The sequence below is a fragment of the Methylobacterium sp. Leaf108 genome (assembly GCF_001423265.1).
Lineage (GTDB): Bacteria > Pseudomonadota > Alphaproteobacteria > Rhizobiales > Beijerinckiaceae > Methylobacterium.
Window position 1 is genome coordinate 239,242 of sequence record NZ_LMND01000031.1, and the last position, 16,078, is coordinate 255,319.

At 72.6% G+C, this 16,078-nt stretch carries 14 protein-coding genes; 8 read left to right on the forward strand and 6 right to left on the reverse strand.

Annotation, left to right across the window (positions count from 1 at the left end):
- Nucleotides 1-323: 323 nt before the first annotated feature.
- On the forward strand, nucleotides 324-731 hold the full coding sequence (locus tag ASF39_RS15820) for a response regulator (protein WP_055882545.1): 408 nt from the start codon (nucleotides 324-326) through the stop codon (nucleotides 729-731).
- 6 nt (nucleotides 732-737) lie between these two features.
- On the opposite strand, the gene ASF39_RS15825 is transcribed toward ASF39_RS15820, so the two are convergent.
- The 3 genes from ASF39_RS15825 to ASF39_RS15835 form a co-directional block, all read right to left on the reverse strand.
- Nucleotides 738-2,066: an amidase gene (locus tag ASF39_RS15825; protein ID WP_056285802.1), complete on the reverse strand. Its 1,329-nt coding sequence runs from the start codon at nucleotides 2,064-2,066 to the stop codon at nucleotides 738-740.
- Nucleotides 2,067-2,076: 10 nt separating this feature from the next.
- Nucleotides 2,077-3,045 (reverse strand): ABC transporter substrate-binding protein, encoded by a 969-nt coding sequence (locus ASF39_RS15830; protein ID WP_056285622.1) that lies wholly within the window; start codon nucleotides 3,043-3,045, stop codon nucleotides 2,077-2,079.
- 83 nt (nucleotides 3,046-3,128) lie between these two features.
- The gene (locus ASF39_RS15835; protein WP_056285625.1) at nucleotides 3,129-4,571 is read right to left on the reverse strand and encodes an acetamidase/formamidase family protein; all 1,443 of its coding nucleotides are present in this window, start codon (nucleotides 4,569-4,571) and stop codon (nucleotides 3,129-3,131) included.
- A 345-nt stretch (nucleotides 4,572-4,916) separates the two neighbouring features.
- Here ASF39_RS15835 and ASF39_RS15840 point away from each other — a divergent pair, with 345 nt between their 5' ends.
- Entirely contained in the window at nucleotides 4,917-5,822 is a 906-nt protein-coding gene (locus ASF39_RS15840) for a hypothetical protein (RefSeq protein WP_055882554.1), read from the forward strand.
- A gap of 103 nt (nucleotides 5,823-5,925) precedes the next feature.
- On the opposite strand, the gene ASF39_RS15845 is transcribed toward ASF39_RS15840, so the two are convergent.
- Nucleotides 5,926-8,259, reverse strand: coding sequence for an NADP-dependent malic enzyme (locus tag ASF39_RS15845; protein WP_056285628.1), 2,334 nt, complete (start codon nucleotides 8,257-8,259; stop codon nucleotides 5,926-5,928).
- A 57-nt stretch (nucleotides 8,260-8,316) separates the two neighbouring features.
- Between ASF39_RS15845 and ASF39_RS15850 the strand changes: the two genes are divergently transcribed.
- Nucleotides 8,317-8,985, forward strand: a complete 669-nt coding sequence (locus ASF39_RS15850) for a CatB-related O-acetyltransferase (protein ID WP_244472435.1) — start codon at nucleotides 8,317-8,319, stop codon at nucleotides 8,983-8,985.
- Between the two features lie 38 nt (nucleotides 8,986-9,023).
- Nucleotides 9,024-9,275: a DUF3297 family protein gene (locus ASF39_RS15855; protein WP_055882565.1), complete on the forward strand. Its 252-nt coding sequence runs from the start codon at nucleotides 9,024-9,026 to the stop codon at nucleotides 9,273-9,275.
- 58 nt (nucleotides 9,276-9,333) lie between these two features.
- Here the strand turns inward: ASF39_RS15855 and ASF39_RS15860 are convergent, their stop codons facing one another.
- On the reverse strand, nucleotides 9,334-9,984 hold the full coding sequence (locus ASF39_RS15860; protein ID WP_056285634.1) for a hypothetical protein: 651 nt from the start codon (nucleotides 9,982-9,984) through the stop codon (nucleotides 9,334-9,336).
- 145 nt (nucleotides 9,985-10,129) lie between these two features.
- On the opposite strand from ASF39_RS15860, the gene ASF39_RS15865 reads away from it, so the two are divergent.
- The 4 genes from ASF39_RS15865 (at nucleotide 10,130) to ASF39_RS15880 (ending at nucleotide 15,133) form a co-directional block, all read left to right on the forward strand.
- Entirely contained in the window at nucleotides 10,130-10,798 is a 669-nt protein-coding gene (locus tag ASF39_RS15865; protein ID WP_055882570.1) for a response regulator transcription factor, read from the forward strand.
- Nucleotides 10,795-12,183: a HAMP domain-containing sensor histidine kinase gene (locus ASF39_RS15870; RefSeq protein ID WP_082494605.1), complete on the forward strand. Its 1,389-nt coding sequence runs from the start codon at nucleotides 10,795-10,797 to the stop codon at nucleotides 12,181-12,183. The genes ASF39_RS15865 and ASF39_RS15870 overlap by 4 nt, the downstream gene beginning before the upstream one ends.
- A gap of 62 nt (nucleotides 12,184-12,245) precedes the next feature.
- Nucleotides 12,246-13,883, forward strand: coding sequence for a DEAD/DEAH box helicase (locus ASF39_RS15875; RefSeq protein WP_055882572.1), 1,638 nt, complete (start codon nucleotides 12,246-12,248; stop codon nucleotides 13,881-13,883).
- Nucleotides 13,884-13,939: 56 nt separating this feature from the next.
- Entirely contained in the window at nucleotides 13,940-15,133 is a 1,194-nt protein-coding gene (locus ASF39_RS15880; RefSeq protein WP_055882576.1) for a phosphatase domain-containing protein, read from the forward strand.
- A gap of 16 nt (nucleotides 15,134-15,149) precedes the next feature.
- On the opposite strand, the gene ASF39_RS15885 is transcribed toward ASF39_RS15880, so the two are convergent.
- Nucleotides 15,150-16,052, reverse strand: a complete 903-nt coding sequence (locus ASF39_RS15885) for a tetratricopeptide repeat protein (RefSeq protein WP_082494606.1) — start codon at nucleotides 16,050-16,052, stop codon at nucleotides 15,150-15,152.
- Between the last annotated feature and the right edge of the window lie 26 nt (nucleotides 16,053-16,078).

The window sequence follows — 16,078 nt, forward strand, 5'->3', positions numbered from 1 at the left end:
TTCCCCGGCGGGGGCGGCCTGTGTTCGGGCGTGGTGACGAGGCGGCCGAAGGCACGGGGAGCGGTACGCGACGGCCCTTGCCTCTGGTCTTTGCCGGAGGAAAGCCGACGATGACGGCACCATAGTGCCGCTTTCGACGCCAGATCTCCCCGGCCCGAGATCGCGTCCGCACCAGGACGGTACGGGACCGTTACTTGGTATGGTCACGCTTATAGCAAGCAATCGGCTGCGTTAACGCCTCGTTAACCGCGTTCGACGTAAGGTTACCGGCGTCAGATCGGGGATCGTTCAGCCCTCAAGCCGGTTCGCGCAGGATCCATCGCATGTCCGCACCGTCCCGCCGCCCCCTCGTGCTCCTGCTCGCCGGCGACGAGCTGACCCGCCGCATCAGCACCAGCTGCCTCGAAGCGTTCGACTACGAAGTGGTCAGCGCCCGCACCGCCGAGGAGGCCGAGCGCCTGCTGCTGTCGCTGCACGCCACCCGCCGCGTCGACGTGGTGATCACCGACGCCGACGTGCGCGACGCCGTCGACGGCCTGTCCCTGGCCAGCGTCGCCCGCTGCCTCGACCCCACGGTGAGCGTCATCTACACGGCCCGGCTGCCCTACCGCATCCCCGAGAACAAGAAGGTCTCCGGCGCACCCTGCCTGCGCACCCCCTACCACGGCCACCAGCTCGTCGGCCTGATCGGCGGCCTGCGCCTGCCCGCCGCCGGCAACCGCGCCGCCTGACGGGGTTCACGCCGGAAACCGGACCTCGCGGCCGATCGCGGCCTCGCACCAGCGCCCGACCCGCAGCAGCCGCAGGTCCTGGCGATAATCTGCGCAGAGCTGGATCCCGAGCGGCAGGCCGCTGTCGGCGAACCCGACCGGCAGCGTCAGGGCCGGGGCGCCCAGGCACGTCCAGGGCACGTTGAAGCCCGGATCGCCGGTGCTGGCGAGCCCCTCCGGCGCCGCGCCGGGGGCGGGCACGGTGAGGACCGCATCGAACCCATCGAGAACCCGGCCGAGCCCGGCCCGCAGGTCCCGCTGCCGGCGCAGGGCCGCCACGTAGTCGGGAGCGGGCACGGCGCGGCCCTCGGCGATCAGGCCGGCCAGGGGCTCGCTCACGAGGGTGGGCCAGCGGTCGCGCAAGGGGCCGAAGGTGGCGCTCGCCTCCGCCGCCAGGATCACGGCGGCGATGGTCCAGAGCGCGTCGAAGGCCTGGGGCCACTCCGTCTCCACCACCACGGCCCCGGCCATGCGCAGGCGCTCGGCGGTGGCCAGCAGCAGGTCCTGCTGCGCGCCCTCGACCTCGCTCCAGCGCGAGGTGCGCATGAGGGCGAGGCGGGGCGGGCGCCCGAGGTCGAGGTCGAGGTCGATGTCGAGGTCGGCTTCGGTCCCGACCCGGAACGGCGGCAGCGGCAGCCCGTGCGGGTCGGCGTCGCTGGCCGCCGCGAGCAGGCTCAGGGCGTAGGCGGCGTCCGCCACGGCGCGGGTGAAGAACCCGACGTGGTCGAGGGAACCGGCGAGGGGATGCACCCCGGTGCGGGGAATCGCGCCGTAGCTCGGCTTGAAGCCGACCACGCCGCAGAACGCCGCCGGCCGGATCACCGAGCCCATGGTCTGGGTGCCCAGCGCCAGCGGCACGATGCCGGCGGCCACGGCCGCCGCCGAACCGCTCGACGAGCCGCCCGGCGTATGGCCGGGGTTCCACGGGTTGCGGGTCGGGCCGGGATGGCGGAACGCGAACTCGGTGCTCACGGTCTTGCCGAAGATGGTGGCCCCGAGCGCGCGCAGGCGCGCCACCACCTCGGCATCGGCCCGGGGCACATCACCGGCATGGATCGGCGAGCCGTTGGTGGTGGGCATGTCGCGCGTGGCGACGATGTCCTTGATCGCCACCGGGATGCCGGCGAGCGGCGCCCCGGGGGCGTCGACCGCCGCCGCCGCGTCGAGGTGGGCGAAGGCGTGGAGGCGGGGCTCCCACGACCGCGCCCGGTCGAGGCAGGCCTCGCGGTAGGCGGCGGGGTCGAGGGTGCCCGCGCGCAGGGCGCGCAGGGCGTCGAGGAGGCCGAGGCGGTGCATGGCCATGCCGTCAGTTGGCCGCCAGGGCCTTGGCGATGAAGTCCTTGCGCACGAAGGTGTCGTAGTCGGGCTGGGCGGCGAGGTTGCCCAGGGCGATCTGCGTGTCGAGGCCGAGCGCCAGCGCCGCCTTGGTGATGTCGACGCTCACCGGATAGACCTTCTCGTCCATCATGCGCTTGACGGCGGCCTCGACCACGGCCGGATCGAGGTTCGGGAACTGGCGCTTGGCCACCGCCACGGCCTTGGCCGGCTCGGCCTGCATCAGGGTGACCGCCGCCTGCATGCCGTTGACGAAGGCCTGGGCCGCGGCCGGGTCGACGTCCTTGCGCGCGCTCACCGCCGAGAAGGCGTAGGGGCCGTAGAGCTTGGGGAACCCGAGCACCACCTTCATGCCCTTGGCCACGACCTGGTCGAGGCCGGGTTCGTAGAGCACCGCGACCTTGGCCTGGCCGGCCAGGAAGGGGCCGGGCTCGGTGCCGAGCTGGACCTGGGTGAGGGTCACGTCGTCCTTCGAGAGGCCGTTCTCCTTGAGGAGCTTGAGGAACAGCGACGTGCTCGTGGTCGGCATCAGGCCGGTGACGATGGTCTGGCCCTTGAGGTCCTGGACGCCGGTGAAGTTGAAGTCGGGCGTCGTGGCGATCCACACGGCCGCCCCGTTGACGACGTTGGCGATGACGTTGACGGGAGCGCCCTTCGAGGCGGCCACCGCCGTCCATTCCGGCCCGTGGATCGAGAACTCGGCGCTCTTCGAGATGACGGCCGAGAGGGCGACGCTCGGGGCGCCGGCCGTCTCCTTGGTCACCGCGATCCCGGCCTTGGCGAACAGGCCCTCGTCCATGGCCACGTAGAGCGGCAGGTAGAGCATCGACTGGAAGGCCTGCGAGACCGTGGCCTTCAGGGCCTGCGCGCAGGCCGGGCCGGCCGAGAGGAGGGAGCCCAGGAGGGCGAGGGCGGGGAGGGTCTTGCTCAGTGCCGTCACGGGGGAACCTCGGCGTTTCGGTGGTGGGAGGGACGTGCGGGTGGGGAAGGGAGGTGTTCGGAGAGGCCCGCGCGGGGTGCGGGTCAGCTCGGCCGATCCGAAAAGATCGCCTTCTTGACGATGGCGTGGACGCCCCAGTTGCCGTCGACGACCTGGGTGATGCCGAAGTCGACGGCGATCGACATCAGCGAGATCGCCTCGTCCTCGGTGAGCCGGTGGGCGTGCATCAGGAACTGGCGCATCTTGCGGAAGGCATCGCGCATGGCGAGGTCGATGGAGGACTTGCCGAAGATCGCGGCCTGCGCGTCGGGCCCGAGGTCGACGAGGTAGTTCGGGTAGCTGAACCCTGAGAGCACCCACTCCTCGGCCGTCTCGATCATCGGGAAATCGAGGGCCTCGAGGGAGGTGCCGGCCAGATCCGCCTTCTTGTGCAGCACGAACTGGAAGGTGCCGGTGAGCGAGCACTCGATGGCGGTGCCGCACAGCTCCGAATCGCCCTGGCTGGCGTGGGGGTCGCCCACCGAGAACAGGGCACCGGGCACGGCCACCGGGTAGTACATCGTGGCGCCCTTGCCGATGCGCCAGTTGTCGATGTTGCCGCCGGTGTAGCTCGGGGGAATCGAGTTCACCATGTCGGCCTCCCTGGGCGCGAGCCCCATGGTGCCGAAATGCGGGCGGATCGGGATGCGCACGCCCTTGAGGACGTCGAAGTTGCGCTTGGTCTTCGTGTGGTCGACCGGCAGGCCGGGATAGTCGATGGTCGGATGGACGACCCCGTCGGGGTCGGTGACGCCGGGCCAGGGGAAGTTGTAGACGGCCTTGGCCCAGTCCCTCGCGCCGCTGGCGTCGACCTCGTAGATGGTCACGACCTCGCGGGTGCGGTCGCCGGTGATCATGTCCTTGTGGTGGTAGCCCCACCAGGCGGCGGCGTTGCTGCCGAAGCTGCGGCCCTCGAATGTCGGGTTGGCGCAGGGGCGCGGCGCCACGTCGAGGATGCGGACCTCGAGGACGTCGCCGGCCTCCGCCCCGCGGATCGCCACCGGACCGGTGCAGATGTGGACGCCCAGCCCCCCGCCCGGGCCGAGGGGCGAAGTCTCGGGGCCGGCACCGCGGCGGGCGACGCCCTTGGCCTCCTTCGTCCAGAGGAAGACGCTCTCGGCGCCGGGGTCGCCCGTCACCATGCGCTCGGCATCGTCGTTGGCGTGGTGGGTCAGGGTCTCGATGGTGACGTAGTCACCGGACGCGATCTCGACCTGGGGCTTGAGGAGCTTCGAGAAGTAGCCCCAATGCACCGTCTCGGCGGTGGCCGGCAGATGGTAGTGCGCGGTCCGTCTGATCCCCTTGGCGCTCGCCTGCGCCAGGGCAGGGCCGACCAGCGAGATGCCGCCCGCGGCGAGGGCGGCCGCCCCACCGGTGGCGAGAAAGCCGCTCTTGATGAAGGCGCGCCGCTCCGGCGCGAGCTCGCCGAGGAAGCGCCGGCGATGCTCTTCGAAGCCGGCGCAGTTCGGATCGTCACCACGGCACATCGCGTCGCTCCCGCCACCCGTCGCGGAAAACATGTATGCAAGCCAGCGGCCAAAGTCCGTGCAGGCCGGGCTTCGTCGGGACCGGGTCTCCGGCACGGCGGCGACGTCGCCTGAGACATATCTGCCACGCGCATTTCGTTTTTCGGAAAAACGATCGAACCCGATGGGTCTCTACACGTTGGCGGTCGGTGAAACGCAGGTTCGACCCGGCACAACGGGTTCCTCACGCTCACTCCACCATTGGGTCGTCTTCGCTCCCCGTCGGATCCGGCGGAGAATGAATACGATTATTTGGTATACCACCAGCTTTCGTCTTTCTCGCGTACGACCATCAGGAGTCCCACCTTGGCCCTTTCTACGACCCTCCACCCATCCGCATCGACGACCGCCGAGGTTCGGGACGCGGGTACCACCGTCGCCCTCAACCAGGTCTCCTGGGGCGCCGTCTTCGCCGGAGCCGTCGCGGCGCTGGTCGCGCAGATGATCCTCAACATGGTCGGCCTCGGCATCGGCCTCTCCGTCCTCAACCCGACCGGCACCGACACCCCGACCGCCGGTTCGCTGTCGACGGGCGCCGGCCTGTGGTGGGTGATCTCGGGCATCGTCGCCTCGGCCATCGGCGGCTTCCTCGCCGGGCGCCTGTCGGGCCGGCCGGCCGGCACCTCCGCCTACCACGGCCTGGTGTCCTGGGCGGTGACGACCCTCGTCATCGTCTACCTCCTGACCTCGGCGGTGGGCGGCCTCATCGGCGGTGCCTTCGGCGGCATCACCAGCGTGATCGGCGGGGCCGGTTCGGCCGTCGGCGGCGCGGCCCAGACGGCGGCCCAGGCCGCGGCCCCCTCGCTGACCAAGATCTCCAACCCGCTCGACGGCATCGAGAACCAGGTCCGCCAGTCCACCGGCAACCAGGACCCGCAGGCCCTGCGTGACGCCGCCGCCGCCGCCGTGCGCGCCTATCTCTCGGGCGACGCCTCGCAGAAGGCCCAGGCCGAGACCAAGGCCGCCGACGCCCTCGCCAAGGCGCAGGGCATCCCGGCGGACCAGGCCAAGGCCCAGATCCAGGACTACCAGCGCCAGTACGAGGCCACCGTGGCCGACGCCAAGCAGAAGGCCACGGCTGCCGCCGAGGCGACCCGCAGCGCCGCCGCGCAGGGTGCCCTCTACGCCGCCCTCGCCCTGGTGCTCGGTGCCCTCGCGGCCTTCTTCGCCGGCCGCATGGGTTCGGTGTCGCCGGTCGTGCGTCGTCACTGACGCCGGCTGACGGCCAGACCTGACAAGAGAACGGCCCCCGGATCGCTCCGGGGGCCGTTTTCGTTCGCCGGTTCGCAGCACAAGGTGATCGACCGGAAATGCATCAGCCCGCGACGGGCAGCGCCCCCGGCTCGGCGGCATCCGGCTTCGGGCGCACGGCGCTGGCCTGCGCCTCGACCACGGCGGCCGCGGTGACGTTGACGATGCCGCGCGCCGTCACCGAGGGCGACAGGATGTGGGCGGGCTGGGCCGGGCCGATCAGGAGCGGCCCCACCGGCAGGGCGTCGGCCAGCACCTTGGCGAACTGGAAGGCGATGTTGGCGGCGTCCAGGTTGGGGAAGACCAGCACGTTGGCGGCCCCCTTGAGGTGCGAGACCGGCATCACCCGGTCGCGGATCAGTTCGGACAGGGCGGTGTCGGCCTGCATCTCGCCGTCGACCTGGAGGGAGGGAGCCCGCGCCCGGATCAGCCCCAGCGCGCTACGCATCTTCATGGCCGAGCGGGAATCGGACTGGCCGAAGTCGGAATGGCTGAGGAGCGCGATCTTCGGGGTCAGCCCGAAGCGCGAGACGTGGCCGGCGCAGGCCACCGCCACGTCGGCGATCTCCTCGGCGCTCGGGTCGGGACGGACGTGGGTGTCGGCGAGGAAGAACGCGCCCTTCTTGGTGACGATGAGGCTCATCGCCGCGAAGTCGAGGACGCCGGGGGCGAGCCCGATCACGTCGCGGATGGCGCGCAGGCGCGTTTCGAACCGGCCCTCCAGGCCGCAGATCAGCGCGTCCGCCTCGCCCCGGCGCACCGCGATCGCGCCGATCACCGTGGCGTTGGTGCGCACGATGGTGCGGGCGGCGTCCGGCGTGATGCCGCGCCGGCCGGCGACCTCGAGATAGGTGGCGACGTAGTCGCGGTAGCGCGGATCGTCCTCGGGATCGATCAGGTCGAAATGCTCGCCCTGGCGCAGGGACAGGCCGAACCGCTTGATGCGGGTCTCGATCACCCGCGGGCGTCCCACCAGGATCGGCCGGGCCACCTTGTCCTCGACGAGGACCTGGGCGGCGCGCAGCACCCGCTCGTCCTCGCCCTCGGAATAGATGACGCGCTTGGGGTTCTCCTTCGCCTTGGAGAAGATCGGCTTCATGATGAAGCCGGAGCGGTGGACGAAGCGGTCGAGGCTGTCGGTATAGGCCTGGACGTTCTCCAGCGGCCGCCCGGCCACGCCCGAGTCCATCGCCGCCTTGGCGACGGCGGGCGCGATGCGCAGGATCAGGCGCGGGTCGAACGGGCTCGGGATCAGCGAGCGCGGGCCGAACGGCCGGGCCTCGCCGCCGTAGGCGCGGGCGACCACGTCGGAGGGCGTCTCGCGGGCGAGCGCCGCGATCGCCTTGACGGCCGCCTTCTTCATCTCCTCGTTGATCGAGGTGGCGCCGACGTCGAGCGCCCCCCGGAAGATGTAGGGGAAGCACAGGACGTTGTTGACCTGGTTGGGGAAATCCGAGCGCCCGGTGCAGATCATCGCGTCGGGGCGCATCTCCTGCGCCAGATCCGGCATGATCTCGGGGTAGGGGTTGGCCAGCGCCATGATCAGCGGCTTCTCGGCCATCTTTTCGAGATACTCGGGCTTGAGCACGCCGCCGGCCGAGAGGCCGATGAACACGTCCGCCCCCGGGATGACCTCGGCCAGGGTCCGCGCCTCGGTCTCCTGGGCGTAGATGTCCTTCCAGCGGTCCATCAGCTCGGGGCGGCCCTTGTAGACCACGCCCTTGATGTCGGTGACGGTGATGTTCTCGATGCGGGCGCCCAGCGAGACCAGGAGGTTGAGGCAGGCCAGCGCCGCGGCACCGGCCCCCGAGGTGACGATGCGGACGTCGGACAGCTGCTTGCCGGCGAGTTCCAGCGCGTTGAGGACGGCGGCGGCCACGATGATGGCGGTGCCGTGCTGGTCGTCGTGGAACACCGGGATGTTCATGCGCGCCCGGCACTGCTCCTCGACCTCGAAGCACTCGGGCGCCTTGATGTCCTCGAGGTTGATGCCGCCGAAGGTCGGCTCCAGGGCGCAGACCACGTCCACGAGCTTGGAGACGTCGTTCTGGTCGACCTCGATGTCGAACACGTCGATGCCGGCGAACTTCTTGAAGAGCACCGCCTTGCCCTCCATCACGGGCTTGGAGGCCAGCGGGCCGATGTTGCCGAGGCCCAGCACCGCGGTGCCGTTGGTCAGCACGGCGACGAGGTTCTGGCGGATGGTGAGGGTGGCGGCCTCGCGCGGATCGGCGGCGATGGCATCGCAGGCCGCGGCGACCCCGGGGGAATAGGCCAGCGCCAGGTCGCGCTGGTTGCCCAAGGGCTTCGTCGCCTGGATCTCCAGCTTTCCGGGGCGCGGCAGGCGGTGGTAGACGAGCGCCCCGGACCTGAGATCGTCGGACATGTTGTCGCCCATGGGCCTCCCTCCCTGGATCGCGCGCCGTTGTCGCGCCCTCGTGCCGTCCCGATCCGGATGGCTCCGTTGAGGACTCTGTTGCACCGCCTGCGGACCCTGCGCAACCCGCACAACGAGACCCGCCTGCACCTGGCGCGGCTCGCGCGCCGGCACGGTTTCAGCATCGGCGCCTACTCCTACGGGTGCCCGAAGGTGCGCTTCGCCGGGTCGGGAAAATCCCTGACGATCGGCCGGTATTGTTCCATCGCCGACCATGTCGAGATCATGCTCGGGGGCGACCACCGCCTCGACTGGGTGACGACCTACCCCTTCGCGGCCATGGACGGCCTGTGGCCGGGCGTGGAGGCGCCGCCGGACTACCAGGTCTCGCGCGGCGACGTGACCATCGGCAGCGACGTCTGGCTCGGCACGGGCTGCCTGGTCCTGTCGGGCGTCACCATCGGCCACGGGGCGGTGGTGGCCGCCCGCGCGGTGGTGAGCCGCGACGTGCCGCCCTACGCGGTGGTGGCCGGCAACCCCGCCCGGGTGGTCCGCCACCGGTTCGAGGCCACCGCCATCGCCGACCTCCTCGAGACCGCCTGGTGGGACCGCGACCCGGCCACCATCGCGAGCCTGGTGCCGCTCCTGCAGAGCGGGCGGGTGGCGGAGGTGGCGGCGGCGCTGCGAGCGGATCGCGAGAGAAGCCAAAGGCCGCCCGCCGTTGCGGCGGCGGCGCGAATTTCCTAAACCCGCCGCCTGCCGACCTGCTGTTCAAGGCCCCGACGATGTCCGATACGCCCCCCGACCGCCTCGCGGTGAACCCCAACAGCCCGTTCTACAACGAGGCGATCCTGGAGCGCGGCATCGGCATCCGCTTCAAGGGCGTCGAGAAGACCAACGTCGAGGAGTATTGCGTCAGCGAGGGCTGGGTCCGCCTGTCGGCCGGCAAGACCCTCGATCGCGCCGGCAACCCGATGACGGTCAAGCTCAAGGGCCCGGTCGAGCCCTACTTCCGGCAGGCGCCCGAAGAGGCGTGAGGTCGGGCTGAGGCGAGCGGGAGGCCCGGATGGGCCGCCCGCCCGGTCGTCCTGCGGCTCAGAACGTGCGCTTCTCGCGCACCTGCCCGTCGAAGCCGACGTGGAGTTCGCGCTCGCGCCCGTCGGCGCCACGGGCGGCCACATCGAGGTGGCGCGGTCCGCGCTTGATCACCCGGACGTCGGAATAGCCCGCCGCCTCGACCCTGGCGGTCAGGGCCGGCACGTCGATGGTGGGGCCGAGGCCGACCTTGTCCTTGGCCCAGTCGAGGCCGCCGGGACGCGGACCGCCCGCCGGCCCGAGGACCACGACACGCCCGTCCGCACAGGTGATGGTCGCCGCGCGCAAAAAACCCTTCTCGAAGCGGCCCTGGACGGTGACGGCCTCGCCCTTGGTCACCAGGGTGGCCCCCTCGCCCTCGCGGCCGGTCTCTACCAGCGCCCGGCCGGTGGCGTCCTGCAGGACGAACTTATTGCCGTAGATCTCGGCGACCTCGCCCTTGACGGCGGTGGCGGCCGAGGAGGCCAGCGCCGAGACGGCGACGGGGGCCACCGGCGTCGGCGCCACCGCGGCGGGCTGGGCCAGGGACAGTCCGGCCGCACCCAGCGCCAGCGGGGCGGCGATGGCGCCGACCACGAGCGCCCGGCGGCGGGGGCGCTTGGCGGCGGGAACGGCGGTAGGGGTCTGGGTGGTCTCGGTCTCGGTGGTCATGATGGCGATGTCCTGTCGGTGCGAAGTCCCCTCTCGGGTCGACGCCGGTCTAGGACACGGCCTCCAACCCGGACTGAACCGGCCGGTTAAGCCCCGGTTCAACGAGCCGGGTTAAGCCGCCCGATCGCAAGGACCACGAGCCGCCATGAAAATCCTGCTGGTGGAGGACGATGCGCCCCTGGCCGCCGAGATCGAAAAGGCCCTGCGCGCCGAGAACTTCGCCCTCGACCGGGCGGGCAACGGCGAGGACGCCCAGCATCTGGGCGAGACCGAGCGCTACGACGCGGTGGTGCTCGACGTCGGCCTCCCGAAGCGCGACGGCATCGCGGTGCTCGGGGCCTGGCGCGCGGCCGGGCTGACGCTGCCCGTGCTGATCCTCACCGCCCGCGACGGCTGGAGCGACAAGGTCGCGGGCTTCAAGGCGGGCGCCGACGACTACCTCGTCAAGCCCTTCCGCATCGAGGAACTGGTGATCCGCCTGCGCGCCCTGGTGCGGCGGGCGAGCGCGGGGGGTGCGGCCCGGATCGCCTGCGGTCCCTTAAGCTTCGACGCCGGGCTCGGCACCTTCGAGCGCGACGGGCTGCCCCTGAAGCTCACCGGCCTCGAATGGCGGGTGCTGTCCTGCCTCATCCTGCGCAAGGACGGCGTGGTGCCCCGCGACCACCTCATCGAGAGCGTCTACGACGGCGATGCCGAGGTCGATTCGAACTCCGTCGAGGTCATCATCACCCGCCTGCGCCGCAAGATCGCCCCGGCCCGGATCGAAGGCGTGCGCGGCCACGGCTACCGCCTCCTCGACGGGGAGGGGGCGTGAGGTCGCCGGGCGCGACGCCGTCCTCTGGCAGGAAGGGGCCGCCCCACGTCCGTCTCGGCTCCCTGCGCCGGCGCCTGCTCACGGCCGCCCTCGTCCTCGTGGTGGCGGCCCTAGTGGTGGCAGGCATCGCCATCGGGCTGATCCTGCACCGGTTCGTGCGCGGCCAGCTCGACAGCCGCCTCGACAGCCAGATCGTCGCCATCGCGACGGGCCTCGAGGCCGGTCCGAACGGCCTCGCCACCGCCCCCGGCCTCGACGGGCCGCCCTTTGACCGGCGGCGGTCCGGCTGGTACTGGCAGGTCCGCCGGGACGGGACGGTGCTGCGCTCGGGCACCCTCGAGGGGCGGGACCTCGACGTCCCCGCCGGGCCGCGGCGTCCGCGCGACCACGACGGGCCGCATCCGGCCGACGGCGTCGATCCCTGGGGCCGCCCGGTGATCCTGCGCGTGCTGACCCTGCCGCCCGGGGCCGGGGCGGGGCCGACGGTGATCGCGGCCGCCGCGCCGGCCGCCGCCCTCAACGGCCCCTTGCGCGAGGCGCTGGGCGCGCTGGCCCTGACGCTCGGCGTCCTCGGCCTGTGCCTGATGGCCGGGGTGGTGGCGCAGGTGCACCTGGGGCTGCGCCCCCTGGAGCGCCTGCGCCGCGATCTCGCGCAGGTCCGGGAGGGGCGCCGCGCCCGCATCCCCGCGGCGCAGCCGGCCGAGATCAAGCCCCTGGTCGCCGAGGTCAACGCCCTCCTCGACCAGGGCGAGGCCAACCTGGAGCGCGCCCGCACCCATGTCGCCAACCTCGCCCACGGCCTCAAGACACCCCTGGCGACCCTGTCGATGGCCCTGGCGAGCGAGGGCCGCGACACCGACGGCCGCCTGTCGGCCCTCGTCTCGGCCATGGACGGGCAGATCCGCCATCACCTGCGCCGTGCCCGCGCCGCGGCCCTGGGCGAGGCCGCCCGCACCCGCCTCGAGCTGGCCGGCCCCGTCGCCGACCTGCGCACCACCTTCGTGCGGCTCTACGCCGAGAAGGGCGTCGCCATCGCCCTCGACCTGCCGGCCGGGCTGGGGGTCGCCTGCGACGGCCAGGACCTCGACGAGATGCTCGGCAACCTCGTCGACAACGCCTGCCGCTGGTGCCGGACGCGCGTGCGCATCGCGGCCGCGGCCCGCGGGGCCGGCATCGTCATCGCGGTGGAGGACGACGGCCCGGGCCTCGACGCGCAGGCCGCGGCCGAGGCGCTGCGACGTGGCCGGCGCCTCGACGAAAGCCTGCCCGGCCACGGCTTCGGCCTGTCGATCACCACCGAACTCGCCGACCTCTACGGCGGCGGCCTCGCCCTCGGCCGCGCCGGCCTCGGAGGCCTGCGCGCGGAGCTGACCCTGCCGGCGTGAGGGCAGGGGTGCAGCCCATCGGCCACGGACACCCCGCGCCACCCTCGTGTAGAGGGTGGCGGGTGATGCACCTGCGACCCTACCAGCGCGCCAGCCTCGATGCCCTCCACGCCTCCTGGGCAGCGGGCGAACGGGCCGGCCTCGTCGTCCTGCCCACGGGGGCGGGCAAAGCGCTCGTCATCGCCGCCCTGGTGCGCGAGGTCCTGGCCGCCGCGCCGGACCGGCGCATCGCCGTGGTCACCCACACCCGGGAACTGATCGCCCAGAACCATCGCGAACTCCTCGGCTACTGGCCGCAGGCGCCCGCCGGGATCTATTCGGCGGGCCTCGGCCGGCGCGAGGCCGGGGCGCAGGTGCTGTTCTGCGGCATCCAGTCGGTGGCCGGACGCACGGCCGAGATCGGCCCCGTGGACCTCGTGATCGTCGACGAGGCGCACCTGATCCCGCGCACCGCCGAGACCCGCTACGGGCGTTTCCTGGCCGACCTGCGCGAGGCCCGGCCCGACCTCAGGGTGGTGGGCCTCACCGCCACCCCCTACCGCCTCGACAGCGGCCGCCTCGACGAGGGCGAGGGCCGCCTGTTTTCGCGCATCGTCTTCGAGGCCAACGTCGGCGACCTGATCCACCAGGGCTACCTCGCGCCGCTGGTGTGCAAGGCCACCGCCACCACCCTCGACGTGGCGCATGTGCCCAAGCGCGGCGGCGACTACATCCCGAGCGCCCTGGAGGCGGCGGTCAACCAGGACTGGATCACCCGCGCGGCGGTGGAGGAGATGGTGACCCTGGGCCACGGCCGCCGCGCCTGGCTCGCCTTCTGCGCCGGGGTCGACCACGCCCGGGCGGTGCGCGACGCGATCCGGGCCGAGGGCGTCTCCTGCGAGACGATCTGCGGCGAGACCGGCAAACGCGAGCGCGACCGCATCGTCGCCGCCTTTCGGGATGGGCGGCTGCGCTGCCTCACCTCGGTCGGCGTGCTCTCGACCGGGTTCAACGTGCCCCGCGTCGACCTCGTCGCGCTGCTGCGCCCGACCCAGAGCACCGGCCTCTACGTGCAGCAGGTCGGGCGCGCCCTGCGCCTGGCGCCGGGCAAGGAGAACGGCCTCGTCCTCGACTATGCCGGCCTGGTGCGGATGCACGGCCCGGTCGACATCGTCACCGCCCGCACCGCCGCCGCGATCAAGGGCCGCGAGACCGAGATCCGGGCCAAGGCCTGCCCGGGCTGCGGCGCGCTGATCGCGCTGAACGCCAGCACCTGCGAGGCCTGCTGGGTCGAGCCCGACGGCGAGGCCGGCGAGCCCTCGCACGGGGCCAGCGCCGAGGACGAGACCCCGATCCTCTCGATCGCCGCCGCCGACTGGCTGCGCGTCGAGGGCTGGAGCCTCGCCAGCCGGGCCGACCGGGACGGGAGCGACAGCCTCGCGGTGACCCTGCACCTCGCCGGCGGCGATCGCACGGTGCTGCGCGTGCGCCTCGAACACCGCGGCCACCCCCGCGAGAAGGCGGTGGCGTGGTGGCGCGGGTTCGGCGGCGGCGCCGCGCCGATGACGGTGGCCGAGGCCCTCGACCGGCAGGGCGACCTCGTGCGCCCCCTGGCGATCCGGGTGGTGGCCAACGGCCGCCTGTCCCAGAGCGTCCACTATCGCATGCCGGGCGGGCGGGTGTACGCCGAGACCGGCCGGCTGGCGGACGCGATGGCCTGAACGGTGCGCGCGCTGGGGCGTTGCCGACCGGTTGCAGGCGTTCGGGAGACGATCAGGTGACGCGATCGAGGTCGGCGAAATGGCGGCGGGCGGCAGGCCGGCTGCTCGCCCTGGCGGCACGCCCGGTGCGATCGGCCCAAGGCCGCCACGGCACGGTGCTCGAAGCCTATCGCGGCTACGGCTCGCGCGACGAGATCTTCCTGATCGGCCGGGTGTTCCGCCAGTCGCGGCCGGAGGACGACCGGGACGACGGCGAGATCCGGCGGGCCCTGCGCGACATCGGCCGGCGCATCCGGCGGCGCAAGGTCGTGGGCGCCCCCGTGGTCGCCCGGTTCGCGGGCGCCGAGCAGCGCGTCGTCACGGACCGCGACGGCTACTTCCGCATCGCCCTGCGCCCCCTCGCGCCGCCCCCGCAGGACGCCTCCTGGCACCCGGTCGCCCTGCACGTCGACATGGAGCCGCCGGTGCGCGGGGAGGGGCAGGTGTTCATCCCCACCGAGCGCTGCCGGTTCCTGCTCATCAGCGATGTCGACGACACGGTGATGTACACGGGCGTCGCCAACAAGCTCACCATGCTCTGGCGCCTGTTCGTGGCGGATGCGCAGAGCCGGGTCGCGTTTCCCGGCGTCGCGGCGTTCTACCGGGCGCTGCACGTCGGCGACACCGGCGACCAGGGCAACCCGATGCTCTACGTCTCGCGGGCGCCCTGGGGCATCTACGACATGCTGAGCACCTTCTTCGAGATGCACCGCATCCCGGCCGGGCCGGTGCTGTTCCTGCGCGAATGGGGCCTGTCGTGGACGCGGCCGCTGCCGCGCAAGGCCGAGGACCACAAGCGGGCGCTCATCACCCGCATGCTCGCCCTCTACGAGGACCTGCCGGTGGTGCTCATCGGCGACAGCGGCCAGCACGACCCGGAGGTCTACGCGGGCATCGTCGAGGCGCATCCCGGACGGGTGAAGGCGGTCTACATCCGCAGCGTCTCGCGCAGCAGCGGCCGGATCGAGGACATCGAGCGCCTGGCGGCGGCGGTGACGGCGGCCGGCAGCAGCCTGGTGCTGGCCGCCGACAGCATCGCCATGGCCGAGCACGCCGCCGGCCTCGGCCTGATCCACCCCGACGCCGTGGCGACGATCGCCACCGAGCACGGCATCGAACCGGCCGGGACCACACGGGTGGTGGCCTCCGAGGAGGTCCGCGCCGCGCTGGCCGACGATCCCGCCACCCCGCCGCGCATCATCGTCGAATAGGCCCGATCGACGCCTCTCAAGCGCTCCGCGGTATCCTGCGGACGGCCAGGGCGAGCAGGGCCGCCAGGACGAGGCCCTGGACCCGCCGCGGGATCCGGCGCGATCCCCGGCCGCCCTCGCTCGCGGCCGGCCTGGCGCGCACCTCGCCGAGGCGCGCCCGGGCGGAGGCGGCGATGGCGGCGAGGTCGGGTTCGGGCCGGCGCTCGAAGAGGTCGACGATGGCCGAGAGACCGCCGGGCGTCGCCGTCGCGACGGCCTGCGCGAGATGCGGGATCGCCTCGGCCCGGGCGCCGTCCTCCACCAGCATCAGGCCGAGGTTGAGCGCGCCCCAGCCGTCCCCGCCTTCGGCGGCACGGCGGTAGAGGGCGCGGGCCGCCATCCGGTCACGGTCCGTGCCCCAGCCCTCCTCGTGGCAGCGCCCGAGCATCCCCATGGCCTTGGCGTGGCCGAGATCGGCGGCGGCCGTGAAACTGGCGACGGCCTCGCCGTGGTTCCGGCCGACGCCGGTTCCATAGAGCAGCAGGCAGCCGACGTTGTAATGCGCCCAGTCGAGCCCGGCCGCGGCCGCCTTGCGGTAATGCAGCAGGGCGATCGCCTGATCGACCGGCACGCCCCAGCCGAGTTCGTGGCAGCGCCCGACCATGTTGCGGGCCTCGACGCTGCCGATCGCGGCCGCCTTCACGAACCAGGCGTGGGCCGCGGCCGGGTCGCGCGCCACCAGCGTCCCGTCGAGGTGCATCTGGCCGAACACCAGCTGCGCCGCCTTGAAGCCGTTGGCGGCGGCCAGGGCGATCCACGCCACCGCCTCGTCGGGGCGGGCGGCGAGGATGCGGCGCCACTCGGCCTCGGTCTTTTGATGCAGGTCCCACAGGCCGACCACCGGCCCGGCCCGGTCACGACCCCGGGAAAGACGTATCATAATGCCTGTCTCGGCTCCCACGAGCC